This window comes from Rhizobium sp. BT03, assembly GCF_030053155.1.
Taxonomy (GTDB): domain Bacteria; phylum Pseudomonadota; class Alphaproteobacteria; order Rhizobiales; family Rhizobiaceae; genus Rhizobium.
The window spans coordinates 2,969,873-2,995,931 of record NZ_CP125640.1 but is presented as its reverse complement, the minus strand read 5'-3'; the positions used below and the strand labels follow the sequence as shown (position 1 = coordinate 2,995,931).

The window sequence follows — 26,059 nt, the reverse complement described above, 5'->3', positions numbered from 1 at the left end:
GCCCCGGCCTTGCCCGCCGCCGCGTTCCGCGGCAAAGTCACCGGGTAGGGCGAGGGACAGGATGCGACAACAGGGAAGACTGGCCGGAGCGGACTTTCTGCGCGCGACGGCTTGTCTGCTGGTGCTCGCCCACCACCTCGCGCTCCGGCTGGATATGCGCAGAATTCCCGACGAACTGGGAACGGCTGCGCAGATCCTCCGCTTCGGCAATTTCGGCGTTGCCATCTTCTTCGTGCTCAGCGGCTTTCTTCTCGCCCATCCCTTCTGGCGCGCGCTCGACGACGGCCGCGCCATGCCGAGCCTGCGCCATTACGCGATCCGCAGGGCGGCGCGCATCGCGCCGGGCTTCTGGGTGGCCGCAACCGTCAGCTTCACCCTCAGCCTGACGCTGCTTGCCCTGCCGCTGACGCCGGAGCTGACGCTCCGCTACGTCTCCGGGCTGCTGTTCATGAGCCAATGGCATTGGCGCACATTTTTTCCCGTCGAAGCCGACGGCCCGCTCTGGTCGATTCCCTTCGAGGTCACCAGCTATGTGCTGCTGCCGGTCTGCTTTTTCCTGCTGTTTCGTTTGCCCCTGCTCAGGCAGCGTCCGCCGCTTGCCCGCTTCGCCTGGCTTTGCGTCATCGCAGGCGTCCTCCTCGCCCATGTGCTGATCCTCATCGTCTTTCCGCTCGACGACATCGGGCGCGGCTGGCAATACGGCCTCCAGGGCGGGGCGAAGGAGTGGATGCCGCGATATAATCCGATCGGCTTCTTTTCCGTCTTCGCCCTTGGTGCGTTCGCCGCCGGCGTCGAGGTCATGCTCGGAAGACGGCCCTCCTTCTGGTTCGATGCCGCAGCGCTGCTGGCCCTCGCCGTTGCCGGCTACCGCCTAGTCATATCGCCCGGCGGCACCCCTGAAGCCTACGGCTGGCTCGAAATCCCTTATGGCTTTCCGGTCTTTCCGCTGGCGATCGCAACGGCGCTCGTTTCGCTCTGCCATTCGCAACACCTCGGCAGGCTGCTCGACAATGCACCCATCCGCTACATCGCCAAGATCTCCTTCGGCATCTATATCTGGCAGGAGATCATCCTGATATCGATCCAGAGGCTCGAGCCCGGTTCGTTCGGCGCTTCCACGGAAAATGTCGTCACCGGCTGGCTGCAGTCTTGCGGACTGGCGGCAGCGCTCGTCCTTCTCGTCGCCAGCCTCAGCTACCACCTGCTGGAGAAACCGGCGATCGATCTCGGCAACCGCCTGACACCCCACCAACCCAATCGGGCTACTCCTTTTAAAGTATAAATTTCCAGTCATTTCAACTAAGGCGTTAAGGTTAACCGCGAGATACTCCCATTTTTGGCTTCTTTAGGGTTACGGGATTCTTATTTATACCGATGACAAACGGTAGATGAGCATGTATCTGTCTCCCTGTAGTTCAGTATCGCAGCTAAACTTGTGGACCTTGCGTAATGAATGCTTTTACTTCGAAGAAGAATTCACGCTTCGATCCGTCTCAGCGTCAGGACAAAACCAGGACCTTGGTTGTCGCGAACTCCAACATTCGCCAGCCGAACAGCTTTTCGCCTGTCGAAAGAAAGATGGCTATGCGACTGGGCGTAAAGCGGCTGTTCGACATCGTCGCCTCCGTCAGCGCCCTCATCGTGCTGGCGCCGTTTTTTCTGGCGATCGCTCTCTTCATCAAACTCGACGATGGCGGTCCGGTATTTTTCCGCCAGATCCGCTGGGGACTGAACGGCCGGAAGATCATGGTCTTCAAGTTCCGCTCGATGCGGGCCGAAGATTGTGATCCGAGCGGCATTCGGCAGACCGTCAAGGGCGACAGCCGGATGACCGGCATCGGCGCTGTGCTGCGAAGGACCAACATCGACGAGCTGCCGCAGCTTTTCAACGTCCTTATCGGCGAGATGTCGCTGGTCGGTCCGCGCTGCCATGCGATCAATATGCGCGCAGCCGGCAGGCTCTATGAGGAACTGGTGCCGGACTACCACCAGCGCCACATCATGCGCCCCGGCATCACCGGCCTTGCGCAGACGCGCGGCTGGCGCGGCCCGACGGCGCGACCGCTGCAAGCCCGCGCCCGCATCGCCTGCGATATCTATTATGTCAGGAATTTCAGCCTGTTGCTCGACTTGAAGATTCTATTGAAGACGCTCGTCATCGAGCTGCGCGGCGGCACCGGCTTCTGAGCCGATCCGGCATGTCGGCAAAGCGGCCATAGCCGCCGCTTTCTCGTTTGAAACCGCCCACCTTGCCTGCGCATCCCGAGAGATGAACAATACAAAAAGGCGGCTCTTGAGCCGCCTTTCATCGTTGCAAAATCGATTGCGATCAATCCTGTTGGACGATGCCGCTCAGATGCGTCAGTTCCATGATGAAGTGCTCGAGCTTCGACTTATGCTCGTGCAGCTCGGCATGCTCGAGTTCCCTGCGGGCGGCCTCGATGCGACGGGTCAGCTCGTCCTTGTGGAGTTCCTCGACCGGTACGGCGGATTCGGCAAGCAATGTGCAGCCGGTCGGCAGGATATCGGCGAAACCGCCGAATACGACATAGTCCTGCTTCTTGCCGGAGGCCGAACGCACGCTCACGAGACCCGGCTTGACCGTCGTCATCGTCGGCGCATGGTGCGCCATGACGGTCATTTCGCCTTCCGTCGCGGGAATGACGACCTCGGTCACCATTTCCGACAGCAGCAGACGCTCGGGCGAAACGAGCTCAAAGTTGAAATTGTCAGCCATCAGTGACTTACCTTCTCGGCTATGGCTTTCGCATCTTGCAATTGGGTCCCGCAGAACGGGCAGTGCATTATCGCTTGGTCGAGATAACCGAGGCCTTCCTCGCTCTGGACCAGGCCGACCACCATCATCAGCACGCCGTTATCGGCGCGATAGATGGTCGGCGCGGCAGGTTCCGGAAGATCCGCCACGACCCCCTTCAGGGAATCGCAGCAGAATATCTCGTTTAGCGCGTCGCTCATCAAGCAGCTGCGAGCTTCTTGGCCTTTTCGATCGCTTCTTCCATCGAGCCGACCATGTAGAAGGCAGCTTCCGGCAGGTGATCGTATTCGCCGTTGACGAGGCCCTTGAAGCCCTTGATCGTGTCTTCGAGCGCAACCAGCTTGCCCGGCGAGCCGGTGAAGACTTCGGCGACGAAGAACGGCTGCGACAGGAAACGCTCGATCTTGCGGGCGCGGGCAACGGCAATCTTGTCCTCTTCGGACAGTTCGTCCATGCCCAGGATGGCGATGATGTCCTGCAGGGCCTTGTAGCGCTGCAGCGTCGACTGGACCTTACGGGCGACTTCGTAATGCTCTTCGCCGACGACCATCGGGTCGAGCATGCGCGAGGTCGAGTCGAGCGGATCGACGGCCGGGTAGATGCCCTTTTCGGCGATCGAGCGCGACAGAACCGTCGTCGCGTCAAGGTGCGCGAACGAGGTTGCCGGCGCCGGGTCGGTCAAGTCGTCGGCCGGAACGTAAATGGCCTGGACCGAGGTGATCGAGCCGGTCGTCGTCGTGGTGATGCGCTCCTGCATCTGACCCATGTCGGTTGCGAGCGTCGGCTGATAGCCGACGGCCGACGGGATGCGGCCGAGCAGAGCCGACACTTCGGAACCTGCCTGGGTGAAGCGGAAGATGTTGTCGACGAAGAACAGCACGTCCTGGCCCTGGTCGCGGAAGTGTTCGGCGACCGTCAGGCCGGTCAGAGCGACGCGGGCGCGGGCGCCCGGCGGTTCGTTCATCTGGCCGTAAACCAGCGCGGCCTTCGAGCCTTCGCCGCCGCCATGCTTGTTGACGTTCGATTCGATCATTTCATGGTAGAGGTCGTTGCCTTCGCGGGTGCGTTCACCGACGCCCGCGAAAACCGAGTAACCACCATGCGCCTTGGCGACGTTGTTGATCAGTTCCATGATCAGAACCGTCTTGCCGACGCCGGCGCCGCCGAACAGGCCGATCTTGCCGCCGCGTGCGTAAGGCGCCAGAAGGTCGACGACCTTGATGCCGGTGACGAGGATCTGCGCTTCCGTCGACTGCTCGACATAGGAGGGCGCATCCTGGTGGATGGCGCGCTTGTGCGTGGTGACCAGCGGGCCTGCTTCGTCGACCGGCTCGCCGATGACGTTCATGATACGGCCGAGCGTCTCGTTGCCGACCGGAACCATGATCGGAGCACCGGTATCGGTGACTTCCTGGCCGCGGACCAGACCTTCGCTCGAGTCCATCGCGATCGTACGAACTTCGTTCTCGCCAAGGTGCTGTGCAACTTCGAGAACCAGACGGACGCCGTTGTTGGTGGTTTCCAGCGCGTTCAGGATCTTCGGCAGTTCGCCTTCGAAAGCAACGTCGACGACGGCGCCGATAACCTGTGTGACCCTGCCGACAGAGCCGATCTTGGGGGTAGCTGCCTCAGCCATTTTCTGACCCTCTTTTCCTAGCCTCAGAGCGCTTCCGCGCCCGAAATGATTTCAATGAGTTCCTTGGTGATCTGCGCCTGACGCTGGCGGTTGTAGCTCAGCGTCAGTTTGTTGATCATCTCACCGGCATTACGCGTCGCATTGTCCATGGCGCTCATCTTCGCGCCCATTTCGCCGGCGACGTTCTCAAGGAGCGCGCGGAAGATCTGGACGGAAATGTTGCGCGGGATCAGGTCTTCGAGGATCGACGCCGGATCCGGCTCATATTCGTAGACTGCGCCGGCATGTGCCGCATCTTCGGCCTGCACTGCGCCGGTCGAAGCCGGAATGAGCTGCTGCGCCGTCGGGATCTGACTGATCACCGACTTGAATTCGGAATAGAACAGCGTGCAGACGTCGAATTCGCCTGCCCCGTACATCTCGATGATGCGCTTGCCGATCTGGTCCGCATTCTCGAAGCCGATGCGCTTGACGTCGCGCAATTCCTTGCGCTCGATGATCAGCGAAGCATATTCTCGGCGAAGGATGTCGTAACCCTTCTTGCCGACGGTGAAGATCTTCACCGTCTTGCCTTCGGCAACCAGCTTGCGCACGTGGTCGCGCGCAAAGCGTGCGATCTGCGAGTTGAAGCCGCCGCAAAGGCCGCGTTCGGCCGTGCAGACCACCAGCAGATGAACCTGGTCCTTGCCGGTGCCGGTCATCAGCGTCGGTGCGCCGTCCGCATCGGTGACGGCCTTGGCGATGTTCGCCAGAACCGCACCCATGCGCTGCGAATAAGGCCGGGCGGCCTCGGCCGCCTCCTGCGCACGCCGAAGCTTCGCCGCGGCGACCATTTTCATCGCCTTGGTGATCTTCTGCGTCGCCTTGACGGAGGCGATCCGGTTTTTCAGATCCTTAAGTGAAGGCATCCGTGATCCGTCCTAACTTAGGGCCTGATTACGAGAAAGACTTTGCGAAGCTATCGAGAGCAGCGGTGAGCTTGCCCTTGGTATCGTCGCTGATTGCCTTTTCCGTGCGGATCGCGTCGAGAATGGCGGAGCCTTCCGAACGCAGATAGGAGAGGAAGCCCTGCTCGAACTTGCCGACCGATGCGACCGGCAGCTTGTCGAGATAGCCGTTGACGCCGGCGAAGATCACCGCGACCTGCTCTTCCGTCTTCAGCGGCGAGAATTGCGGCTGCTTCAGGAGTTCGGTCAGGCGCGCGCCGCGGTTCAGCAGGCGCTGCGTCGCAGCGTCGAGATCCGAACCGAACTGGGCGAAGGCGGCCATTTCGCGATACTGGGCGAGTTCGCCCTTGATCGAGCCGGCAACCTGCTTCATCGCCTTGATCTGCGCCGACGAGCCGACGCGGGAGACCGACAGACCGACGTTCACGGCCGGGCGGATACCCTGGTAGAACAGGTCGGTTTCAAGGAAGATCTGGCCGTCGGTGATCGAGATCACGTTGGTCGGAATGAAGGCCGACACGTCGTTGCCCTGCGTTTCGATAACCGGCAGAGCGGTCAGCGAACCGGCGCCCTTGTCGTCGTTCATCTTCGCAGCGCGCTCGAGCAGGCGCGAATGCAGGTAGAAAACGTCGCCCGGATAGGCTTCGCGGCCAGGCGGGCGGCGCAGCAGCAGCGACATCTGGCGGTAGGACACGGCCTGCTTCGACAGGTCGTCGTAACCGATCAGCGCATGCATGCCGTTGTCGCGGAAATATTCACCCATGGCGCAGCCGGCGAACGGAGCCAGGAACTGCATCGGCGCCGGGTCGGAAGCGGTGGCGGCAACGATGATCGAATACTTCAATGCGCCGCGCTCTTCGAGCACCTTGACGAACTGGGCAACGGTCGAACGCTTCTGGCCGACGGCGACGTAGACGCAGTAAAGCTTCTCGCCCTCGGGGCCGTTGTCGTGAATGGCCTTCTGGTTGAGGAAGGCATCGAGAAGAATGGCGGTCTTGCCGGTCTGGCGGTCGCCGATGACCAGCTCGCGCTGGCCGCGGCCGACCGGGATCAGCGCGTCGATGGCCTTGAGGCCGGTCGACATCGGCTCATGAACCGACTTGCGCGGAATGATGCCGGGAGCCTTGACGTCGACGCGCGAACGGCGCGTCGCGTTGATCGGGCCCTTGCCGTCGATCGGATTGCCGAGCGCGTCGACGACGCGGCCGAGCAGTTCCGGACCGACCGGAACGTCGACGATGGCGCCGGTCCGCTTGACGGTGTCGCCTTCCTTGATGTCGCGGTCGGAGCCGAAGATGACGACGCCGACATTGTCGGATTCGAGGTTCAGCGCCATGCCGCGGATGCCGCCCGGGAACTCGACCATTTCACCGGCCTGGACATTGTCCAGACCATAGACGCGGGCGATACCGTCACCGACGGAGAGAACCTGGCCGACTTCCGAGACTTCTGCCTCTTTGCCGAAATTTTTGATCTGGTCTTTGAGAATTGCGGAAATTTCCGCGGCGCGGATATCCATCAGCCAACCTCTTTCAATGCGAGCTTAAGAGTGGAGAGTTTGGTACGAAGAGACGTATCAATCTGGCGAGACCCGACCTTGACGATCAGACCACCAAGAATTGACGGATCAACCGTGACTGAAATCGTCACGTCTTTGCCGGTAACGCTCTTGAGTGCCACCTTCAATTCGGTTTCCTGCGCTTGCGAAAGCGCATGCGCCGAGGTGACCTCGGCGGCGATTTCACCGCGATGGTTCGCGGCGATGATGCGGAAGGCCTTGATCATGCCCGGCAGGGCAAACAGGCGGCGGTTGCGCGCCACGACCTTCAGGAAATTGGCGAAGAAGCCGCTGATTCCGGCCTTCTCGCTGATGGCGACGATCGCCTTCAGCTGGTCCTCGGCCGAGAAAACCGGGCTTGCGACGAAGCGCTTCAGATCGGCGCTCTCATCCAGCATCGCCTGGAAACGGTCAAGATCGGCGGTTACGCTATCGACGGCGCCCTGCTCGAGCGCCAGATCGAAAAGCGACGAGGCATAGCGCTCGGCAACACCAGATGTAAGCTGGGACGTGTCTGCCACTGGCACAAATTTCCCTGATTTCAACCCAAAATCCGGCTCTCGGCGGGCGCCGAACCTATGATCTTGAATTCGTTTTGATTTCCCCCAGAAATCACAAGAGAAGCCTCTTGCTTCTTCCGAAATTCGGGGTCCGTCTAACATAGGATGTTCGGACTCGCAACACGCGTAATGCCCGAATACGCCTTTCACATGAATTTCTGTCCGCAAAATTGCGCAACGGCCTGAAAGCCGGCCGGGGAAGCAGCCGGCCGGCCGCGAGATTCACGTCTGGGTGAAGCCGAAAACATAAAGCAGCGGCAGCGCCGCTAAGGCGATCTGCACAACCAGGAGTAAATAGTTGACGATATTACTCCCCTTATCGGACAGGATCGAGATGATACGGGCAAAGGCCGCCATCGCAAAGGATGCGCCGAGCGCCATGTAAATCCAGTCCTGGGCGAGCATGATCGCCGAGAGGCCGAAGCCGAGATAGAAACCGCCCATCGAGCGGCCCTCGCCATATCCTTCCGGCCGCCCCTCCTGCGCCTGCAGGCCAAGAAGGCGGAAGGTGTGGCCGGGCGCAAACATCATGATGAAGCCGGCGAGCGCCGTGAAGGCGGCGGAGCAGAACGCCAGCTGCTCGCCGAACTCGTTCGGAAAATAAAACTCCATGCATCAGCTCCAAATCACCCGGAAGAATCAGTGTTTTATGACATGGGCCGAAAAGGGAGGGAATGGCGGAGGCGTGTTTTAGAGAAAGCTCTGCGGGTCGATATCGAGCTGCACCTGCACCGATCCGCGCTCTTTCGGCGATTGCGACAGCATAGCCCGCAGAAACCCCTGCATGTCGGAGTTGCGCCGGCCATGCACCAAAAGGCGGAAGCGGTGGCGGCCGCGCACCAATGCGAGCGGGGCTTCGGCCGGGCCGAGCACCGAAATGCCGGAGACCTGCGGTGCGGCGTTGCGCATGCCGCGCGCATGGTTTTCGGCATCATGGCGGGTTTCGGCCGAAACGATGATCGAGGCCAGTCTGCCGAAGGGCGGCAATATGGCGCGTTCGCGTTCGGTGATCTCGCGCTCATAAAAGGCGTCGGAATCGCCCGAGACGATCGCCTGCATGACAGGATGCTGCGGCTGATAGGTCTGCAGCAGCCCGTGGCTCTTCAGACCGGTGCGCCCGGCCCGGCCGGTCACCTGCGACAAAAGCTGGAAGGTGCGCTCGGCGGCGCGCGGGTCGCCATTGGCAAGACCGAGATCGGCGTCGACGATGCCGACCAGCGTCATCAGCGGAAAATTATGGCCCTTGGCGACGAGCTGGGTGCCGATGACGATATCGGCCTCCCCCTTGGCGATCGCCTCCAGTTCCAGCCGCAGCCGCTTCACCCCGCCCATGATATCGGAGGAGAGAACGATCGTCCGCGCCTGCGGGAAATGCCGCTCCACCTCCTCGGCGATGCGCTCGACGCCCGGCCCGCAGGCAACGAGATGGTCGAGCGTGCCGCATTCCGGGCATGCCTCCGGCGTGCGCTCGGCATGACCGCATTGATGGCATTGCAGCTGCTTGCGGAAACGATGCTCGACCAGCCAGCTCGAACATTGCGGGCATTGGAAACGATGGCCACAGACCCGGCAGAGCGTCAGCGGCGCATAACCGCGCCGGTTGAGAAAGAGCAGCGCCTGCTGGCGCTTCTCCACCGTCTTGCCGATCGCCCGGATCAGCACCGGCGAGAGGAAGCCGCCGCGCTCCGGCGCGTGCCGGCGCATGTCGACCAGATGCAGGTCCGGCAGCGCCGCGTCGCCGAAACGCGTCGGCAGATGCACGGTGCTGTAGCGCCCGCTCTGCCCGTTGACCTGGCTTTCGACCGACGGCGTCGCCGACACCAGAATGACGGGAAAATCGCCGATCCGGCCGCGCACCACCGCCATATCGCGGGCATTGTAGAAAACGCGATCCTCCTGCTTGTAGGCCGGATCGTGCTCCTCGTCGACGATGATCAGGCCGAGGTCCTCGAAGGGCAGGAACAGCGCCGAGCGGGCGCCGGCGACGACGCGGACCTCGCCGGTCACTGCCTGGCGCCAGACCTTTTCGCGCATGCGCGGCGCGAGATCGGAATGCCATTCGGCCGGTTTTGCCCCGAAGCGATCCTGGAAACGCTCCAGGAAACTTGCCGTCAGCGCGATCTCCGGCAGCAGGATCAGCACCTGCTTGCCGCGTTTCAGCGTCTCGGCGATCGCCTCGAAATAGACCTCGGTCTTGCCCGATCCGGTCACCCCATCGATCAGCGACACCGAAAATTCACCCTTGCGGACATCGCAGACGATCTCTGCGGCCGCCTCTTTCTGCGGCCCTTCGAGGCGGGCGGCGGCAAATTCGGGGTCCGGCATCGCCACGACCGGCGGCGGCGGCAGGAATATCGTCTCGAAGATGCCGAGCGTGATCAGCCCGTCGACGACGCTGGTCGAGACCCCCGCCGCATGCGCCAGGCCGCTGCGCGTCCAGGACAGACCGTCGGAGGCCGTGTCCAGCACGCGGGTGCGCGCCGGCGTCATCCGCTCCGGTTCGCCGCCGACGAATTTCAGCCCCTCCACCATCGGTTCCGGCTCGAAGGCGTTCGGCGCCCGGAGCGCCATGCGGGCGACGAGGCCGGGCGGCGAAAGCGTATAGGTCGCGACCCAATCGATGAAATCGCGCATCTCCCGGGACAGCGGCGGGCAGTCGAAGACATGGCTGATCGGCCGGAGCTTCTTCGGGTCGACACCATCCTCGCCGCCGTCCCAGACGACGCCGATTACCTGCCGCGGCCCGAGCGGCACCTGCACGACCGAGCCCGGCTCGACCGCCATGCCCTCCGGCACCGAATAGGAATAGGGTTTGGGCGCCGGCATCGGCACCAGCACGGGAACCGTTCGGTTCGCGGGCGGTGCCTCGAAAAGCGCGCCAAAGAGATCGGACGAATCTGTGCTCATCGGGCGAGACCATGCCCGCAAATCGATGCAATTGGAACCGCAAAGACAAGGCGGTGCGTCTTACGAGGGGTGCGGATTGCGACGGCTTCGCCAGGATTGCCTATACCCTTAAGAAAGGGTTGCCGGACGAACGATTGGCCGCATAGATTGCCGGAAAGATTCAATTGGAAATGCCGAAGCGCTGTTCTTCGGCCGCTGAATTGGAGCGAACAAATGGCCAGACTGACCGAAGACGCCAAGGGTGTCTATGTGATCGCCGTAACCCCGTTCACCGATGACGGCGCGCTCGATCTCGACAGCATCGACAGCATGGTCGATTTCTACGAAGGCGCCGGCGTCAGCGGCCTGACGGTGCTCGGCCAGCTCGGCGAGGCCCCGAAGCTGACCGCCGAGGAATCGCGGACCGTGGTCGAGCGTGTGCTGAGGCGCCTCGACGGGCGCCTGCCCGTCGTCGTCGGCGTCTCGGCGCCGGGGCTTGCACCGATGCGCGAACTTGCCGAAGCGGTCATGGGCGAAGGTGCGGCCGGCGTCATGGTCGCGCCGCCCTGGACCGTCAAGACCGATGACCAGGCTTTCGCCTTCTACCAGTCGGTCGGCGAAACCCTCGGCGATACGCCCTTCGTGCTGCAGGATTATCCGCTCACCACCAATGTGACGATCGCGCCCAAGGTGATCGAACGCATCGTCAACGAGGTGCAAAATTGCGTCATGCTCAAGCACGAGGACTGGCCGGGCCTTGCCAAGATATCGGCGCTCCGTGCCGCCAGCGACAAGGGCGCCATGCGGCGCATCTCCATCCTTTGCGGCAATGGCGGACTGTTCCTGCCCGAAGAGATGGGCCGCGGCGCCGATGGCGCGATGACCGGCTTTTGTTATCCTGAGATGATGGTCGGCGTCGTCGTGGCCTATGCGGCCGGAAATCCGGATCGCGCCCATGACATCTTCGATGCCTATCTGCCGCTCGCCCGCTACGAACAGCAGCAGGGCATCGGCCTCGCTTGCCGCAAATACGTTCTTGCCAAGCGCGGCGTGATCAAATCCGCCACCCTGCGCAAGCCGGGCGCCAAGCTCTCGGCGCTCGATATTGCCGATGTCGAACGACTGCTGGCGCGCCAGGCCGCCCGCCTCGAGGAGATCGAGGCGCGATGCTTAAAGCGTGAAGGACGCGCCGGAAATATCCCGACCGGCGGAAATGCGGGCGATTTCGAGACAATGTGTATCGCCGTCCGGTCCGCAAGGCTGAAACCCGAAAGCCTCCCAGAATTTGGCCGCGCCGGGATTGCCCGGATGAACGGTGATCACGCTGCAGAAATCCCGCGCATGATTGAGCAGATTGAGGGCCAGCAGCCGGCCGATGCCGTGCCCGCGCATCTCGGGACGGATGTAGAAACGCCGCATCCGCAACGCTCCGGATACAGCGGATTCGATGGTTAGGCCTCCGATGCCGGTGAGCGCCTCACCGACATAGGCGCCGAGCAGTCTTTCGCCGTGATGGTCGAACCTGACGGTGCCGGCCGACCATTCGTCGATAAGGCGGGAGATATGGAGATGGCCCTCTTGTCGGGCCTCGCTTTCGAGGTCTGCGACCTCCCGCGGCAATCGATCGCGGATCGTGCGGATATCGACCGTCATGGCAAAACCTAATTTAGACCGCGGGAACGGGAAGCTCGCGAGGCGTTGCTGCGGCCGGCAGGCTGACCGGCACGAAACTCGCATCGCCATCCGCCGCCATATCGTGCACCGTATGGTTCTCCAGCGCCTTGGTCACCTCGTTGAGGTCGCCGTCCAGATGTTCGGCCGGAATGAGATTGCCGATCACGAAATCGAAGCGGTCGCCGCGTTTGTTCAAGAGTTCGTGAAAGACCGTCATGTCGCGAAGTTCCGTCGACCATTTCGCCAGCCAGTAGAACAGGCCGGAATTGCGTGCCGTCATATGGACGGGAAGGATCGGCAGATTGTATTTGCGCGCTAGCCCGACCGCCGAGGTCTTCCACGGGCGTTCGTTCAGCCGGCCGTTGGCCCAATAGGCGATGCGGCCTGACGGGAAGAGCACGGTCGCCTTGCCCTCCCTGACCGCGTGATTGGTCAATTGCAGCGTTTCGCGCGCCTTGAGCTTGCTCTTATGCTCCTCCCGCCATTCGACGGGAATGATCATCTCGGCAAACCGCGGATTGACCCGGATCGCATCGCGGTTGGCGAAGAACATCATATCCGGCCGGCGCGTTTTCAGGAGGTCGAACACGGCGACACCATCGGCGATGCCGGTCGGGTGGTTGCTGACGAGAATGAAGCCGCCGGCATCGGGAATGCGTTCGCCGTTGGTGATGCCGATATCGAGTTTCAGCACGTCGCTCAGATATTCGAACGACTGGAAACCCGGCATCTTGGCGACGGCATTGGCGAATTCGATCGCCTTGTTGTAGCGCAGCAGCGTGTAGAGGAACGGCCGCATGACCGGCCAGAGCGGATTTTTTACGATCCTCTGGCCACGTTCGGCAATCAGCGTATCGACGATATGACCCGGCTTTCCCTGTGAAACGAGAGCGATCGCTTCCGCGAGCTGTCCGAAAGCCGTCATGGAGTCGCGCCGTGCCATGAAAGATCCTGTCTATGGGCTATAAGCTATCGCAGTGGAATATGATCTAAGGATGACAAAGGCTTGGCGGGCATTAGCAATTCCATAACCGTTCCTGTTTCAAATTGGCGGACTTGAAGGCAAATTCAAGGCCAGCGACGTGAACGAACTGCTTGTAATCGCCGATCCGCGCCTGATGGCGGAACGGGCCGCATGGCTCGAAAATCTCGCCCGCGAGCGTCGTCTTTCCGAGCATACACTCGATGCCTATGAGCGCGACACCCGCCAGTTCCTGACCTTCCTGACCGGCCATCTCGCCGGCCCGGCGACGCTCGGCGATATCAGGGAGCTGCGCCCTGCCGACTTCCGCGCCTTCCTGGCTGCCCGGCGCAAGCAGGGCTCCGGCGCCCGTTCGCTCGGCCGCAATCTCGCCGGCCTTCGTTCGCTGCTGCGTCACTTGGAAAAAAAGGGTCTGGTCAATGCCGCGGGCGCTGCCGCGATCCGCTCGCCGAAACAGCCGAAATCGCTGCCCAAGCCGCTGTCGGACACGCAGGCGATCACCGTCGTCAGCAACGAAGCCCAGCTCCACGACGAACCCTGGATCGCCGCCCGCGATGCGGCCGTCATGACGCTGCTCTACGGCTGCGGCCTGCGCATCTCCGAAGCGCTGGATCTCATTCCCTCCGAGGTGCAGCAGGGCGCCACCGCGCTGCGCATCACCGGCAAGGGCAACAAGACGCGGCTGGTGCCGCTTTTGTCCGTGGTGTTCGACGCGGTCGAGAAATATCGCATGCTCTGCCCCTATCATCTCGAGCCCGGCGAACCGCTGTTTCGCGGCGCCCGCGGCGGCAAATTGCAGCCGGCAATCATCCAGCGCGCCATGCAGAAACTGCGCAGTGCTTTCGGCCTGCCGGAGACGGCGACACCGCATGCGCTGCGCCACTCCTTCGCCACCCACCTGCTTGCCGGCGGCGGCGATCTGCGCACCATTCAGGAACTGCTCGGCCATGCCAGCCTGTCGACGACGCAGGTCTATACCGGCGTCGATGCGTCGCGGCTGCTTGAGGTGTATGATCGGGCGCACCCGCGGGCGTAATGCATGTCGCCCAAAATGCGCAGCGATCTTGGGGCAACGACATGGATAGTGACAGCGTCAACCTTTCGTTAACGCATTCTCTTAAAGGATTATGCGCAAGCCGGGCGTAGAGCATGAAACCAAAGGCATGTGACCGGAACACCATCATGACGACATCAATCGGCCGCCGGACTTTTCTCGCAGCATCCGGCAATTTGCTGCTCTGGCTGATTGCGGCCTTTCATATGCTGCTTCTTGCCGCCCTGTTTGTCGCCTTCCTGGCTGCAAGGCCGGCGGCAGCCGAAGACGCGGCTGCCTGCACCGGCCGCAACCTGATGGTCGAGCTGCAGCAGAATGATCCCGCCCGCTACGCCGAGGCGGTCAAGGAAGCCGATGCAACGCCGAACGGCAAGGGCATTTTCTGGAAGATCGAAAAAGCAGGACTTCAGCCTTCATGGCTGCTTGGCAGCATGCATGTCACCGATCCGCGCGTGCTGGCCCTGCCGCCGCGCGCCCAGGCTGCCCACGACGCCGCCAATACGATCATCATCGAATCCGACGAGATCCTCGATGAGCGCAAGGCCACCGCCGCCCTGCTCGCAAGGCCGGAGCTGACGATGTTCACCGACGGCACGACGATCGACAAGCTGCTCTCACCCGAGGATTACAAACGCCTCGAAACCGGCCTGAAGCAGCGCGGTATTCCGCTCGGTGCCGTCTCCCGCATGCGGCCCTGGATGATTTCGAGCGCCGTCGCCCTGCCGGCCTGCGAAATCGCCCGCAAGGCCAAAGGCGTGCAGTTCCTCGACCAGAAGATCGCCACCGATGCCGTCGCTCAGGGCAAACAGGTCAAGGGGCTGGAAACCCTTGCCGAGCAGATCCAGGCCATGGCCGACCTGCCGATCGAATTCCACCTGAAGTCGCTGATCGAGACGCTGGAGCTCGGCGACAAGATGAGCGACGTCGTCGAGACGATGACCGACCTCTATCTCTCCGGCGATATCGGCCTGACCATGCCGATGCTGAAGACCGTGACGCCGGAGAAGCAGGGCGAAGATAGCGACTACGCCGCCTTCGAACAGCGCGTCATCCTCGACCGCAACAAGGTGATGGCCGAGCGCGCCGCCCCCATTCTCGACGGCGGCAACGTCTTTATGGCAGTCGGCGCCCTGCACCTGCCGGGCAAGGCTGGCGTCATCGAATTGTTGCGCCAGCAGGGGTTTACGGTGACCGCGGTGAACTAAAGCGCGTCGTGATCTTTCAGTTTCGCTCCTTGCGCTCTTTGTTTACGCATGTCGCTGCCGCAAAACCGCTGAACACTTTTGCGCGACATGCTTCAGGTCCAAACCCGGTAGTTAGTCTCGCCGAGATTGACAACCTCAGTTTGCATACGTCACATGGCGGCATTTATGACCCTTTTCGCCAAGAGAGTTTCAATGCTCAGCCACAATATGGCTTTCGCCTCGAGAGCAGCCTCGACAGGTCTTTCCACGTTCGGGAACGGCGCACTGCTCATCATGGCGGCGGTGCTGACGATATTTTCCTTTTCGCATGCCTTGGCGGATGACGAACTGGCCTGCCCGGGTCAGAACCTTTTCACCCAGTTGGAAAAGGAAGATCCCGTTCGTTTCAGAAAAGCAGTTGAGAGAGCTGAGACGATACCGAACGGCAATGCGATCTTCTGGAAAATCGAAAAATCAGGTCTTGAGCCTTCCTGGTTGCTCGGCACGATGCATGTGAGCGATCCCCGTGTTTTGGATATGCCGGAAGGATTTTACGATGCCTATGAGACTATCGACACTCTAACCGTCGAGTTAGCGGAGGTCGCAAAGCCGGAAAAACTTGCGATGGAAATCTTGAAGCATCCCGAACTGACGACGCTTCAGGGGGACAAAACGCTCGATCATATCCTGCCCCCCGATGCTACCAGCGACGTCGCTGCCGGTTTGAAGAAAAAGGGAATCAGTATGAACCTGATGGCGAAGATGCGGCCATGGTTCATCTACATGGGGCTGCAGGCAGGAAGTTGCGACGTCAAGCGCAGCGCAAAGGGCTTTAAAGTACTGGACCAGTCTCTTGCTCTCGACGCACTCAATGATGGCATCCGTCTGGTCGGCTTGGAAACGCCGGCCGAGCAATTTGAAGCCATCTCGGATGTCCCGGACAATTTCATGCTTCAAAATCTGCGGGAGCTTCTGGCACTTCCCAATGGCATGGATGACATATCCGAGACGATGATCGATTTATATGATCAAGGCAAAGTCGGAATGATCTTCTCGCTGATGGAGTTCGTTTCGACAGATCAGGCTGCTGCAAAAGCATTCGAGAACCGTGTGATAACGGATCGAAACAAGGTCATGGCGGAACGGGCAAAGCCCTATCTCGACAAAGGGCGCACCATGGTTGCCGTCGGAGCGGCGCATCTGCCCGGCAGCGACGGTTTGGTTGAACTGCTGCGCCGGCAGGGGTTTACCGTCACCGCCGTGAACTGAACCGGCAGGCACTCAGCCGAGCGTCATGCGGCGCAGCACATTGGTTTTCCAATAGAACTGATGGACAAGCGCGCCCGCGACATGTGCCGCGATCAGCGCCCAGAGAAGGATTTTCAGGATATCCGCGTGGAACGATCCCGCAGGATTGATGCCGAAATAGTAGGCGGCGATGCCGGTCAGCGGCATGGCGAAGATCAGGATATAGAGACCGGCATGGGCAAGCCTCGCCGCAAGCCGGAAGATCGCCGGCTCCTGCGCCGCCTCGGCCGGCACGCCGTTGATGAAACGCAGCCCGAGCCTGACGACGGCAAGCAGCAGGATGGCGAAGCCGACATAGGCATGGATATTCGCCGACGCAATCTGCTCCGGCGTCGGCACCTGGCCCCTGCGCATCAGCCGGTGCCAGACATTCATGCCATCGGGAAACAGCAGATTGAAGAAAATCAGCAGCGCCACCGCCCAGTGCAGGAGCCGCTGGCTGACACTGTAACCCGTGATGGACGGCTGCTGCATGTCTTGATTTCCACCAGATGCGTAAAACTTTGCCCTGTGGAACAACTAAAACAGCCGCCTGCCTCGCGGCAAGCGGCTGAATGCTTCGTTACCAATATGTAAGATTACATATGGATCGGCTTGAAGAAGGTCGCGAGCGCTGCTTCCTTCACCGCTTCCGACATCGTCGGATGCGCATGGCAGGTGCGGCCGAGATCTTCCGACGAGCCGCCGAATTCCATCAGGACGGCGATCTCGTGGATCATCTCGCCGGCGCCGAAGCCGACAATATGGCCGCCGAGCACCCGGTCGGTGTCCTTGTCGGCGAGGATCTTGACGAAACCGTCGGTCGCCAGCATCGCGCGGGCGCGGCCGTTCGCCGTGAACGGGAACTTACCGACCTTATAGGCGATACCCGCCGCCTTCAGCTCTTCCTCGGTCTTGCCGACCGAAGCGATCTCCGGCTGGGTATAGACGACGCTCGGAATGACCTCGTAATTGACGTGACCATGCTGGCCGGCGAGGATTTCGGCAAGCGCCACGCCCTCGTCTTCCGCCTTGTGCGCCAGCATCGGGCCCTTGACCACATCGCCGATCGCATAGATGCCGGCGACATTGGTCTTGAAGTGACCGTCGATCTCGACGCGGCCGCGATTGTCGAGCGCAACACCCGCTTCTTCGAGGCCGAGCCCCGCCGTATAGGGCTTGCGGCCGGTGGCGATCAGCACGACTTCGGCATCGAGCACCACCTTGTCGCCGCCCTTGACCGGCTCGAAGGTGACCTTGGCGCCCTTGTCGCCCTTTTCGACGCCGGTGACCTTGGCGCCGAGATGGAAATCGATGCCCTGCTTGGCGAGCATGCGCTGAAACTGCTTGGAGACTTCGCCGTCCATGCCACCGAGGATGGTGTCGAGATATTCGACGACGGTGACCTTGGCGCCGAGCCGCGACCAGACAGAGCCGAGCTCGAGCCCGATGACACCGCCGCCGACGACGATCAGCGTTTCCGGCACCTTTTCCAGCGCGATGCCGCCGGTGGAGGAGATGATGGTCTTCTCATCGATCTCGACCTGCACGCCGGGAATGCCGGCGACGTCGGAGCCGGTGGCGATGACGATGTTTTTGCCTTCGATCTCCTGCACGGTGCCGTCCGCGGCGGTGACGGCAACCTTGCCGGCCGAGACGATCTTGCCGCTGCCCTGGAAGGCATCGATCTTGTTCTTCTTGAACAGGAAGGCGACGCCGTCGACATTCGACTTCACCGTCGCGTCCTTGTGGGCCATCATGTTGCCGAGATTGAGCGTCGGCGCGGGAATGTCGATCCCGAGCGCGCTCATGCCATGGCCGGCCTGATGGAACATTTCGGAGGCATGCAGCAGCGCCTTCGACGGAATGCAGCCGACGTTCAGGCAGGTGCCGCCATAGGTCGCGCGCTTTTCGACGACGGCGACCTTGAGGCCGAGCTGGGCCGCCTTGACGGCGCAGACATAGCCGCCCGGGCCGGTTCCGATAATGATCACATCGTAGGACATTGCTTCTTTCCCTTTGGATTTTTCAATTAGTCGGCCGCGCGCGACAGCGCGAGGCGAAAGCCGAAGCCGACGAGTGCTGCTCCGGTAATGCGGTTGAACCATTTGCCGCTGGCGATGAAGCGGTCACGGATCGCCTTGACCGTGAAGAAATAGGAGACGCCGGCAAACCAGGCGACCAGCGCCGTCGCCATGCCGATGCCGTAGGAGAACTGGATCAGCGCCGGCGTGTCGTGATGGACGAGCGTCGAAAACAAGGACAGGAAGAACAGCACCGGCTTCGGGTTCAGCGCATTGGTGATGAAGCCCATGCCGAGGCATGTCAGCATCGAGACCGGCTTGCGGTCCTCGGCCGTCACTTCGATTTCCTGCACGTTGAAGCCCGGCTCGCGGAACGACTTGATGCCGAGATAGACGAGGTAGGCGACACCCGCCCATTTGATCATCGCAAACAGCATCAGCGATTTGGAGACGATCAGGCCGAGGCCGAGGATCGTGTAGCTGATATGAAAGAGCAGCGAGAAACCCATGCCGAGCCCGGTCATAACAGCGGCGCGGCGCCCATGCACGATGCTCTGGCGCAGAATGACGGCGAAATCGGCGCCCGGCACGACAATGAAGATCGAGAAAACCGCCATCAGGCCGAGGAATTCGAGAATATACTGCATGCTGTTTTCGCCCTGTCTCTTAGCGGCCGCCGCTCACATTGAGGATCGCGCCGGTGATATAGGAAGCCGAGGGTGACAGAAGATAGAGGACCGCATCCGCCACCTCCTCGGCCGTGCCGGCCCGCTGCATCGGGATCGACGGCGCCATTTCGCGCGCCCGCTCCGGCAGCCCGCCGGATGCATGGAGATCCGTTTCGATGACGCCGGGCCTGATGGCATTCACGCGAATGCCCTCTGCGGCGACCTCGCGCGAAAGCCCCACCGTGAACGTATCGATTGCCGCCTTCGAGGCGGCATAATCGACATATTGCGTCGCCGAACCCAGGATCGCCGCCATCGACGAGATATTGACGATCGCCCCGCCCCGCCCGCTGTATCGGCTCGACATGCGGCGTATGGCCTCTGCGGCGCAGAGGATGGAGCCGGTGACATTGATGCGCAGCATGCGCTCGATCCGCTCCGCCGACATCTCATCGACCCGCTGCGGATAGTCGACGATGCCGGCATTGTTGACGAGACCGTCGAGCCGGCCGAAATGGCGGTCGACCGCCGCAAACATCGCGGTGATATCCGCAGCCTTGCCGACATCGCCCTCGATCGCCACCGCCTCGCCGCCATTCTCGACGATCGACGCCACGACAGCATCCGCGGCCTTGCGGTTGGCGGCGTAATTTACCGCGACGCGCCAGCCCCGGCGCGCAGCGAGGCGGCAGACGGCAGCGCCGATGCCCCGGCTTCCGCCGGTCACGAGAACAACAGGGCTATCGCTCATGTCGCACACTCCTTGAATGTCAGCACGTCCCATGGCGCCACGGAAGCCTTGCCCTCGCCCCAGGCGCTGGATTCGCGGATGGCAGGACCAAGGCCGGGAAGCACCAGCCTTTCGGCCGCCGCAGCCCCTTCCGGCTGCAGATTGTCCATCTCGCCCTTGGCGTCCACGCCATAGACGGCGCCCTGCCAGACCGTGCAGGCATCGAGATCGGCGCCGGTCGCATCACCCTCTGGGCAATTGAACATCAGAATGCCGATGGCGCGCACCGGATCTTCCGACGGCATGACATAGCCTTCCATCACGACCGGCGTCTTGAGGGCACTCACCTTGAACTGGTTGCTGGCGGCAGCCGAGGCGGAATTCAGCGGTGCAAAGCGCAATTCATAGGCGCCATCACGATCGACATAAACGGCCCGTTCCTGCTTGCATTCCGCCCCGAGCAAGGACACCGGAACGGCGCAAAACGCAGCGGCGGCGATTGCAGCCACGCCTTTCCGCTTCGCCGTGATCCCGACACTCCCGCTCATTGCAGCTTCGATTCCTTCCGCCCGTCGGCATTCTCGACAACGTTGAAATCCGTCAGCAGCACCAGCGCCCGGCCATCCCGGTCGAGCCCCCAGAAAACCGGATAGAAACCGTCGCCCCAGCCGCTCCAGAACACCGCGACATTGCCTCTCTTGCCGGCGACCGGCCGATGCAACGCATAATGGCCCTTGTTGGCATCGAGATCCGCGGCCAGCACATCGTCGTAATAATTGACATCGGCGTCAGGTTTTTGCGCCTGCGCCTGCGCTTCACGCTCCCCGATCAGCTCAAGCGTATCGGCATCCATGTAACAGCCGAGGCCGGCATCGACCGGATAGCCGAAAATCTCGCCGTCCTTCAGCGTCGCGACGTCCTGGCCGGGCACGACCGCAAGCTCCCAATGATCCGGCTTGCCCTCGCCAAACCGCATGCTGGCGGCGGCGATGCGCCCGAACGCCTGGTAGAGCGTCACCGGATAGTCGCCCGGCGCAACCGTTCTTGCCAGCGCCGGCCGATCGGGCTGGGCGAGCGGATCGGCCGCGACGATGCGCCCGGAGGTCAGCTCGACATTGCCCATGTGGATCGCGTTGATCGACCGTCCGGAGAGTTCGGCGTCGCTGAGCGCCACCAGCTCGAAATTGCTGTTTGCCTTGCTGATATCGAAGCCGGCCGCCGACGCCGAGACCGGTGCATGCGCGGCGGCAGCGCAGAGAAGAAGGCGCGCCGCTCGCATGATCCGGTTCCGCATCGAAAGCGCTCCCCTTAAAGCAATTCCAGCAAAAGTGTGCAGCGGTTTTTGCGTCCGGAATTGCGTGAAAACAAATACTCTAGAGATCGAGAACCAGGCGTTCCGGATCTTCCAGGCTTTCCTTGACGCGCACGAGGAAGGTGACCGCTTCCTTGCCGTCGACGATGCGGTGATCGTAGGACAGCGCCAGATACATCATCGGACGGATGACCACCTGGCCGCCGATCGCCACCGGCCGCTCCTGGATCTTGTGCATGCCGAGAATGCCGGACTGCGGTGCGTTGAGGATCGGCGACGACATCAGCGAGCCGTAAACGCCGCCATTGGTGATGGTGAAGGTGCCGCCCTGCATGTCGGCCATGGAGAGCGAGCCGTCACGGGCTGCCTTGGCAAGACGGCCGAGTTCCTTCTCGACTTCGGCGATCGACATCTGGTCGGCATCGCGGATGACGGGAACGACGAGACCCTTGTCGGTGCCGACGGCCATGCCGACATGGCAGTAGTTCTTGTAGATGACGTCGGTGCCGTCGATCTCGGCATTGACCGCCGGCAGTTCCTTCAGCGCATGCGTCACCGCCTTGGTGAAGAAGCCCATGAAGCCGAGCTTGACGCCGTGCTTCTTCTCGAAAATGTCCTTGTACTTGTTGCGCAGGTCCATGACCGCCTTCATGTCCACCTCATTATAGGTGGTGAGCATGGCGGCGGTGTTCTGCGCGTCCTTGAGGCGCTTGGCGATCGTCTGGCGCAGGCGCGTCATCTTCACGCGCTCTTCGCGCGAGGCATCCTCGACCGTCGACGGGCCGCGCGCAGCAGCGGGCGCTGCCGCCGGTGCGGCTGCCGGAGCGGAAATACCCTTGGCAACAGCGGCGATGACATCGCCCTTCAGCACCTGGCCGCGCTTGCCGCTGCCGTCGATCTGATCGGCGGAAAGATTGCTTTCGGCGAGCATCTTCGAAGCCGCCGGCGCCGGCGGCATGGTGGAGACGGAGGCGCTCGACGACGATGCGGCAGCAGCAGCAACCGGTGCCGGCTGAACGGGAGCAGCCGCGGCCGGCTGGGCAGGAGCGGCGGCGGGTGCCGCAGCAGCGGGCGCAGCGGCAGCGACGGCACCTTCGGCGATCTGGCCGAGCAGGGCGCCGAGGCCGACGGTCTCGCCGGCGGCAGCGACGATTTCCGAAAGCGTGCCGGAGACAGGCGCCGGAACTTCGATGGTCACCTTGTCGGTTTCAAGCTCGAGAATCGGCTCGTCGGCCTTGATGGCGTCGCCGACCTTCTTGAACCAGGTGCCGACGGTTGCCTCGCTGACGGATTCACCGAGAGTTGGAACGCGGATTTCTGTGGCCATTGTTCAGATCCTGATTTCGTGTGTGTTCGTTTTAAGCGTTTCAGACGGCGGGCGGCCGCAAGATGATCGAGGGCATCGGCAGGATATCGAAACGGAAGCCGAAACCGGAAGCGATGATCGGGTCGCCATCGGCAAGACCCCGCGCCGCCGCCTGATCCTCGACTTCGACGATCGCCATGCCGAAGGCGCCTTCACCCTCGAAGACGGGGCCGACGACGATCGCCGTTCCCGCAAGGGCGTGCCGGTGCCAGTATTCGACATGGCGTTTCATCGCCGCCATTTCCTCGTCCGTTCCGTCATGCGGGAAAGTGGGGCGCGGCGGCAGCAGTCTCAGAAAGAAATAAGCCATTGCGCCCCCCTTGTATTAGCCGCCCAGTGCATCCTCAAGGAATGCGGCGAGCTGCGACAGATGCTTGGACATCAGGCCCGTCGCCGGCGAGGCGGCGGCCGGACGGCCGGTGTACCGGACGCGCTGGTACTTCGCATCGATATGGGCGAGCACCCATTCGAGGAAGGGGTCGATGAACGACCATGCGCCCATGTTCTTCGGCTCTTCCTGGCACCAGACCATCTCGGCATTGCGGAAGCGCGACAGCTCGTTGATCAGCGCCTTTGCCGGGAACGGATAGAGCTGCTCGACACGCAGCAGATAGACGTCGTCGATGCCGCGCTTTTCACGCTCTTCGAGAAGATCGTAATAGACCTTGCCGGAGCACATGACGACGCGGCGGATCTTGTTGTCCTTCTGCAGCTTGATCGGGCCGTCCTTGATCACCTCGGCATCGTCCCAGAGCAGGCGATGGAAGGCGGATTCGCCGGCCATTTCGGCAAGCGTCGAGACCGCCCGCTTGTGGCGCAGCAGCGACTTCGGCGTCATCAGGATCAGCGGCTTGCGGAAGTCGCGCTTCAGCTGCCGGCGCAGGATGTGGAAGTAGTTCGCCGGCGTCGTGACGTTGGCGACCTGCATGTTATCCTCAGCGCAGAGCTGCAGGAAACGCTCGAGGCGGGCCGAGGAGTGTTCCGGACCCTGGCCCTCATAGCCATGCGGCAGCAGGCAGACGAGGCCCGACATGCGCAGCCACTTGCGTTCGCCCGACGAGATGAACTGGTCGAAGACCACCTGCGCGCCGTTGGCGAAATCGCCGAACTGCGCTTCCCAGAGCGTCAGCGCATTCGGGCGGGCCAGCGAGTAACCATATTCGAAACCGAGTACGGCTTCTTCCGAAAGCATCGAATTGATGACTTCGTAGCGCCCCTGCGTCGGTGAAAGATTGGCGAGCGGGATATAGCGTTCCTCGGTTTCCTGATCGTAGAGAACCGAGTGGCGCTGCGAGAAGGTGCCGCGTTCGCAATCCTGGCCGGACAGGCGTATCTTGCTGCCTTCGACACAGAGCGCGCCGAAGGAGAGCGCTTCGGCCATCGCCCAGTCGATACCCTCGCCGGTGGCGATCATGTTGGCGCGGTTTTCCATGAAGCGCTGGATCGTCCGGTGTGCGGTGAAGCCCGCCGGGATCTCGGACAGCTTGCGGCCGATGTCCTTCAGCGTCTTCATCGGCACGGCGGTCTTGCCGCGGCGCTGCTCGTCGGCATTGTCGGCGGCGCGCAGGCCCGACCACTCGCCGTCCAGCCAGTCGGCCTTATTCGGCTTATAGTGCTGGCCGGCCTCGAACTCCTGCTCAAGATGGGCGCGCCAATCGGCCTTCATCTTTTCGACTTCGCCTTCGGTGAGCAGGCCCTCGGCGACGAGGCGGGCCGCATAGAGCTGCAGCACGGTCTTGTGGCCACGGATCACCTTGTACATCTTCGGCTGCGTGAAGGACGGTTCGTCGCCTTCATTGTGGCCGTAGCGGCGGTAGCAGAACAGGTCGACCACCACAGGCTTGTGGAACTTCATGCGGAATTCGGTCGCGACCTTCGCCGCATAGACCACCGCTTCCGGATCGTCGCCGTTGACGTGGAAGATCGGCGCCTCGATCATCTTGGCGACGTCGGACGGATAGGGCGACGAACGCGAGAAGGCCGGGTTCGTGGTGAAGCCGATCTGGTTGTTGATGATGACGTGCATGGTGCCGGCGACGCGATGGCCGCGCAGGCCGGAAAGGCCAAGGATTTCGGCAATGACGCCCTGGCCGGCGAAGGCGGCGTCGCCATGGATCAGGAGCGGCAGAACCTTGGCGCGTTCGGACAGCGGAATGATGTCGCCATCCCATACCGTGGCGCTCATGTCCTGCTTGGCGCGGGCCTTGCCCATGACGACAGGGTCGACGATTTCGAGGTGCGACGGGTTTGCCGTCAGCGAGACGTGGACCTTGTTGCCGTCGAATTCGCGGTCGGAAGAGGCGCCGAGATGGTACTTGACGTCGCCCGAGCCTTCGACTTCGTCGGGTGCGTAGGAGCCGCCCTTGAACTCGTGGAAGATCGCCCGGTGCGGCTTGCCCATGACCTGGGACAGCACGTTGAGGCGGCCGCGATGGGCCATGCCGAACACGGCTTCCTTGAGGCCGAGATGGCCGCCGCGCTTGAGGATCTGCTCCAAGGCCGGGATCAGCGACTCGCCGCCGTCGAGGCCGAAACGCTTGGTGCCCTTGAACTTGACATCGAGGAACTGCTCGTAACCTTCGGCTTCGACCAGCTTGGCGAGGATCGCCTTCTTGCCTTCAGCCGAGAAGGCGACGCCCTTATCAGGCCCTTCGATACGCTCCTGGATCCAGGCCTTCTCCTCAGGATTGGAGATATGCATGAATTCGACGCCGAGCGTCGAGCAATAGGTGCGCTCGAGGATATCGATCATCTCGCGGATGGTCGCGTATTCCAGGCCGAGCACGTTGTCGATGAAGATCCTGCGGTCGTAATCGGCTGAGGTGAAGCCGTAATTTTCCGGCGACAGCTCGCGATAGTCGTCGACCGAAGCGGCGATTCCGAGCGGGTCGAGCTTGGCATGCAGGTGGCCGCGCATGCGGTAGGCGCGGATCATCATGATGGCGCGCACGGAATCGCGCGTCGCCTGCAGCACATCGGCGCCGTCGGCGGGCTTGCCCTGCGCTTCGGCCTTGGCCTTGACCTTGGTTTCGATGACCTTTTCGACGATGCCCCAATCGCCGTCGAGAGCCGACACCAGGTCGCCGCCGGCCTGGATCGGCCAGTTCTTCTTGCGCCAGGAAGCCCCCTTGGCCGCCCTTTTCACATCGCTGGGATCTTCCTCCAGCGCCTTGAAGAAGGCGCGCCACTGATCGTCGACCGATGCCGGGTCCTCTTCGTAGCGCGCGTGAAGCTGCTCGATATAGGCAGCGTTGGCGCCATCCAGAAACGAGGTGATCTGAAACTGCTCGTTGGCTTCTTGCCGTGCCATGGTGATATGCGGACGCTTCCGTCCGCCTCCTGACTTTGATGAATTTGCCGGCTCGATCGCCGGCTGCCGCATTCCCATTGCCGCCTGTCCGCGGCGCATCTGCCT

At 62.1% G+C, this 26,059-nt stretch carries 24 protein-coding genes and 1 pseudogene; 6 read left to right on the top strand and 19 right to left on the bottom strand.

Features of this window, described 5'->3' with window-relative positions; genetic code table 11:
* The first annotated feature begins 61 nt into the window (after positions 1-61).
* A complete protein-coding gene (locus QMO80_RS14670) occupies positions 62-1,282 on the top strand; it encodes an acyltransferase (RefSeq protein ID WP_283197221.1) in 1,221 nt (406 codons plus the stop codon).
* A 167-nt stretch (positions 1,283-1,449) separates the two neighbouring features.
* Positions 1,450-2,187: a sugar transferase gene (locus QMO80_RS14665; RefSeq protein WP_283197220.1), complete on the top strand. Its 738-nt coding sequence runs from the start codon at positions 1,450-1,452 to the stop codon at positions 2,185-2,187.
* 142 nt (positions 2,188-2,329) lie between these two features.
* On the opposite strand, the gene QMO80_RS14660 is transcribed toward QMO80_RS14665, so the two are convergent.
* From QMO80_RS14660 to QMO80_RS14625, 8 genes are all read right to left on the bottom strand, one after another.
* Entirely contained in the window at positions 2,330-2,737 is a 408-nt protein-coding gene (locus tag QMO80_RS14660; RefSeq protein WP_283197219.1) for a F0F1 ATP synthase subunit epsilon, read from the bottom strand.
* Positions 2,737-2,976, bottom strand: a complete 240-nt coding sequence (locus QMO80_RS14655; RefSeq protein ID WP_283197218.1) for a hypothetical protein — start codon at positions 2,974-2,976, stop codon at positions 2,737-2,739. The genes QMO80_RS14660 and QMO80_RS14655 overlap by 1 nt, the downstream gene beginning before the upstream one ends.
* The gene (gene atpD, locus QMO80_RS14650) at positions 2,976-4,412 is read right to left on the bottom strand and encodes a F0F1 ATP synthase subunit beta (protein WP_283197217.1); all 1,437 of its coding nucleotides are present in this window, start codon (positions 4,410-4,412) and stop codon (positions 2,976-2,978) included. Before atpD ends, QMO80_RS14655 begins: the two co-directional genes overlap by 1 nt.
* Positions 4,413-4,435: 23 nt before the next feature.
* Positions 4,436-5,320 carry a F0F1 ATP synthase subunit gamma gene (locus QMO80_RS14645; protein ID WP_283197216.1) on the bottom strand — a complete coding sequence of 295 codons (885 nt, stop codon included), beginning with the start codon at positions 5,318-5,320 and terminating at the stop codon, positions 4,436-4,438.
* Between the two features lie 28 nt (positions 5,321-5,348).
* Entirely contained in the window at positions 5,349-6,878 is a 1,530-nt protein-coding gene (gene atpA, locus QMO80_RS14640; protein ID WP_003589851.1) for a F0F1 ATP synthase subunit alpha, read from the bottom strand.
* Positions 6,878-7,444, bottom strand: a complete 567-nt coding sequence (locus tag QMO80_RS14635) for a F0F1 ATP synthase subunit delta (protein ID WP_283200189.1) — start codon at positions 7,442-7,444, stop codon at positions 6,878-6,880. Before QMO80_RS14635 ends, atpA begins: the two co-directional genes overlap by 1 nt.
* Positions 7,445-7,699: 255 nt before the next feature.
* The gene (locus QMO80_RS14630) at positions 7,700-8,089 is read right to left on the bottom strand and encodes a DUF4345 family protein (protein ID WP_283197215.1); all 390 of its coding nucleotides are present in this window, start codon (positions 8,087-8,089) and stop codon (positions 7,700-7,702) included.
* A gap of 78 nt (positions 8,090-8,167) precedes the next feature.
* Positions 8,168-10,384 carry a primosomal protein N' gene (locus tag QMO80_RS14625; protein WP_283197214.1) on the bottom strand — a complete coding sequence of 739 codons (2,217 nt, stop codon included), beginning with the start codon at positions 10,382-10,384 and terminating at the stop codon, positions 8,168-8,170.
* 213 nt (positions 10,385-10,597) lie between these two features.
* Between QMO80_RS14625 and QMO80_RS14620 the strand changes: the two are divergent.
* Positions 10,598-11,527 (top strand): annotated as a pseudogene (locus tag QMO80_RS14620) (dihydrodipicolinate synthase family protein); the annotation flags it as partial.
* A 6-nt stretch (positions 11,528-11,533) separates the two neighbouring features.
* On the opposite strand, the gene QMO80_RS14615 reads toward QMO80_RS14620, so the two are convergent.
* Both QMO80_RS14615 and QMO80_RS14610 read right to left on the bottom strand, forming a co-directional pair.
* A complete protein-coding gene (locus QMO80_RS14615) occupies positions 11,534-12,016 on the bottom strand; it encodes a GNAT family N-acetyltransferase (RefSeq protein WP_283197213.1) in 483 nt (160 codons plus the stop codon).
* Between the two features lie 13 nt (positions 12,017-12,029).
* Positions 12,030-12,980: a GNAT family N-acetyltransferase gene (locus QMO80_RS14610; RefSeq protein ID WP_283197212.1), complete on the bottom strand. Its 951-nt coding sequence runs from the start codon at positions 12,978-12,980 to the stop codon at positions 12,030-12,032.
* Positions 12,981-13,119: 139 nt separating this feature from the next.
* Between QMO80_RS14610 and QMO80_RS14605 the strand changes: the two genes are divergently transcribed.
* From QMO80_RS14605 to QMO80_RS14595, 3 genes are all read left to right on the top strand, one after another.
* Positions 13,120-14,055: a tyrosine recombinase XerC gene (locus QMO80_RS14605; protein ID WP_283197211.1), complete on the top strand. Its 936-nt coding sequence runs from the start codon at positions 13,120-13,122 to the stop codon at positions 14,053-14,055.
* 146 nt (positions 14,056-14,201) lie between these two features.
* Positions 14,202-15,278 (top strand): TraB/GumN family protein, encoded by a 1,077-nt coding sequence (locus QMO80_RS14600; protein WP_283197210.1) that lies wholly within the window; start codon positions 14,202-14,204, stop codon positions 15,276-15,278.
* 165 nt (positions 15,279-15,443) lie between these two features.
* The gene (locus QMO80_RS14595; protein WP_283197209.1) at positions 15,444-16,526 is read left to right on the top strand and encodes a TraB/GumN family protein; all 1,083 of its coding nucleotides are present in this window, start codon (positions 15,444-15,446) and stop codon (positions 16,524-16,526) included.
* Positions 16,527-16,538: 12 nt separating this feature from the next.
* Here QMO80_RS14595 and QMO80_RS14590 read toward each other — a convergent pair whose 3' ends face one another.
* From QMO80_RS14590 to QMO80_RS14550, 9 genes are all read right to left on the bottom strand, one after another.
* Complete coding sequence (locus QMO80_RS14590; RefSeq protein ID WP_283197208.1) at positions 16,539-17,039, bottom strand: cytochrome b; 501 nt, start codon at positions 17,037-17,039, stop codon at positions 16,539-16,541.
* A 104-nt stretch (positions 17,040-17,143) separates the two neighbouring features.
* Positions 17,144-18,550: a dihydrolipoyl dehydrogenase gene (gene lpdA, locus QMO80_RS14585; protein ID WP_283197207.1), complete on the bottom strand. Its 1,407-nt coding sequence runs from the start codon at positions 18,548-18,550 to the stop codon at positions 17,144-17,146.
* A 26-nt stretch (positions 18,551-18,576) separates the two neighbouring features.
* Positions 18,577-19,215, bottom strand: a complete 639-nt coding sequence (locus tag QMO80_RS14580) for a LysE family transporter (RefSeq protein WP_283197206.1) — start codon at positions 19,213-19,215, stop codon at positions 18,577-18,579.
* Between the two features lie 19 nt (positions 19,216-19,234).
* Entirely contained in the window at positions 19,235-19,987 is a 753-nt protein-coding gene (locus tag QMO80_RS14575) for an SDR family oxidoreductase (RefSeq protein ID WP_283197205.1), read from the bottom strand.
* Positions 19,984-20,514, bottom strand: coding sequence for a hypothetical protein (locus tag QMO80_RS14570; RefSeq protein ID WP_283197204.1), 531 nt, complete (start codon positions 20,512-20,514; stop codon positions 19,984-19,986). The genes QMO80_RS14575 and QMO80_RS14570 overlap by 4 nt, the downstream gene beginning before the upstream one ends.
* On the bottom strand, positions 20,511-21,260 hold the full coding sequence (locus QMO80_RS14565; protein WP_283197203.1) for a DUF4241 domain-containing protein: 750 nt from the start codon (positions 21,258-21,260) through the stop codon (positions 20,511-20,513). Before QMO80_RS14565 ends, QMO80_RS14570 begins: the two co-directional genes overlap by 4 nt.
* 79 nt (positions 21,261-21,339) lie before the next feature.
* Positions 21,340-22,605, bottom strand: coding sequence for a 2-oxoglutarate dehydrogenase complex dihydrolipoyllysine-residue succinyltransferase (odhB, locus tag QMO80_RS14560; RefSeq protein WP_283197202.1), 1,266 nt, complete (start codon positions 22,603-22,605; stop codon positions 21,340-21,342).
* A gap of 40 nt (positions 22,606-22,645) precedes the next feature.
* The gene (locus QMO80_RS14555) at positions 22,646-22,954 is read right to left on the bottom strand and encodes a YciI family protein (protein WP_283197201.1); all 309 of its coding nucleotides are present in this window, start codon (positions 22,952-22,954) and stop codon (positions 22,646-22,648) included.
* A 15-nt stretch (positions 22,955-22,969) separates the two neighbouring features.
* Positions 22,970-25,954: a 2-oxoglutarate dehydrogenase E1 component gene (locus QMO80_RS14550; protein ID WP_283197200.1), complete on the bottom strand. Its 2,985-nt coding sequence runs from the start codon at positions 25,952-25,954 to the stop codon at positions 22,970-22,972.
* Positions 25,955-26,059 lie beyond the last annotated feature (105 nt).

What these genes read in the sequence shown, in the direction of transcription:
- QMO80_RS14670 (WP_283197221.1), top strand. Translation starts at nt 62, where the DNA reads ATGCGACAACAGGGAAGACTGGCCGGAGCGGACTTTCTGCGCGCGACG.
- QMO80_RS14665 (WP_283197220.1), top strand. Translation starts at nt 1,450, where the DNA reads ATGAATGCTTTTACTTCGAAGAAGAATTCACGCTTCGATCCGTCTCAG.
- QMO80_RS14660 (WP_283197219.1), bottom strand. Translation starts at nt 2,737, where the DNA reads ATGGCTGACAATTTCAACTTTGAGCTCGTTTCGCCCGAGCGTCTGCTG.
- QMO80_RS14655 (WP_283197218.1), bottom strand. Translation starts at nt 2,976, where the DNA reads ATGAGCGACGCGCTAAACGAGATATTCTGCTGCGATTCCCTGAAGGGG.
- atpD (WP_283197217.1), bottom strand. Translation starts at nt 4,412, where the DNA reads ATGGCTGAGGCAGCTACCCCCAAGATCGGCTCTGTCGGCAGGGTCACA.
- QMO80_RS14645 (WP_283197216.1), bottom strand. Translation starts at nt 5,320, where the DNA reads ATGCCTTCACTTAAGGATCTGAAAAACCGGATCGCCTCCGTCAAGGCG.
- atpA (WP_003589851.1), bottom strand. Translation starts at nt 6,878, where the DNA reads ATGGATATCCGCGCCGCGGAAATTTCCGCAATTCTCAAAGACCAGATC.
- QMO80_RS14630 (WP_283197215.1), bottom strand. Translation starts at nt 8,089, where the DNA reads ATGGAGTTTTATTTTCCGAACGAGTTCGGCGAGCAGCTGGCGTTCTGC.
- QMO80_RS14625 (WP_283197214.1), bottom strand. Translation starts at nt 10,384, where the DNA reads ATGAGCACAGATTCGTCCGATCTCTTTGGCGCGCTTTTCGAGGCACCG.
- QMO80_RS14615 (WP_283197213.1), bottom strand. Translation starts at nt 12,016, where the DNA reads ATGACGGTCGATATCCGCACGATCCGCGATCGATTGCCGCGGGAGGTC.
- QMO80_RS14610 (WP_283197212.1), bottom strand. Translation starts at nt 12,980, where the DNA reads ATGGCACGGCGCGACTCCATGACGGCTTTCGGACAGCTCGCGGAAGCG.
- QMO80_RS14600 (WP_283197210.1), top strand. Translation starts at nt 14,202, where the DNA reads ATGACGACATCAATCGGCCGCCGGACTTTTCTCGCAGCATCCGGCAAT.
- QMO80_RS14595 (WP_283197209.1), top strand. Translation starts at nt 15,444, where the DNA reads ATGACCCTTTTCGCCAAGAGAGTTTCAATGCTCAGCCACAATATGGCT.
- QMO80_RS14590 (WP_283197208.1), bottom strand. Translation starts at nt 17,039, where the DNA reads ATGCAGCAGCCGTCCATCACGGGTTACAGTGTCAGCCAGCGGCTCCTG.
- lpdA (WP_283197207.1), bottom strand. Translation starts at nt 18,550, where the DNA reads ATGTCCTACGATGTGATCATTATCGGAACCGGCCCGGGCGGCTATGTC.
- QMO80_RS14580 (WP_283197206.1), bottom strand. Translation starts at nt 19,215, where the DNA reads ATGCAGTATATTCTCGAATTCCTCGGCCTGATGGCGGTTTTCTCGATC.
- QMO80_RS14575 (WP_283197205.1), bottom strand. Translation starts at nt 19,987, where the DNA reads ATGAGCGATAGCCCTGTTGTTCTCGTGACCGGCGGAAGCCGGGGCATC.
- QMO80_RS14570 (WP_283197204.1), bottom strand. Translation starts at nt 20,514, where the DNA reads ATGAGCGGGAGTGTCGGGATCACGGCGAAGCGGAAAGGCGTGGCTGCA.
- QMO80_RS14565 (WP_283197203.1), bottom strand. Translation starts at nt 21,260, where the DNA reads ATGCGGAACCGGATCATGCGAGCGGCGCGCCTTCTTCTCTGCGCTGCC.
- odhB (WP_283197202.1), bottom strand. Translation starts at nt 22,605, where the DNA reads ATGGCCACAGAAATCCGCGTTCCAACTCTCGGTGAATCCGTCAGCGAG.
- QMO80_RS14555 (WP_283197201.1), bottom strand. Translation starts at nt 22,954, where the DNA reads ATGGCTTATTTCTTTCTGAGACTGCTGCCGCCGCGCCCCACTTTCCCG.
- QMO80_RS14550 (WP_283197200.1), bottom strand. Translation starts at nt 25,954, where the DNA reads ATGGCACGGCAAGAAGCCAACGAGCAGTTTCAGATCACCTCGTTTCTG.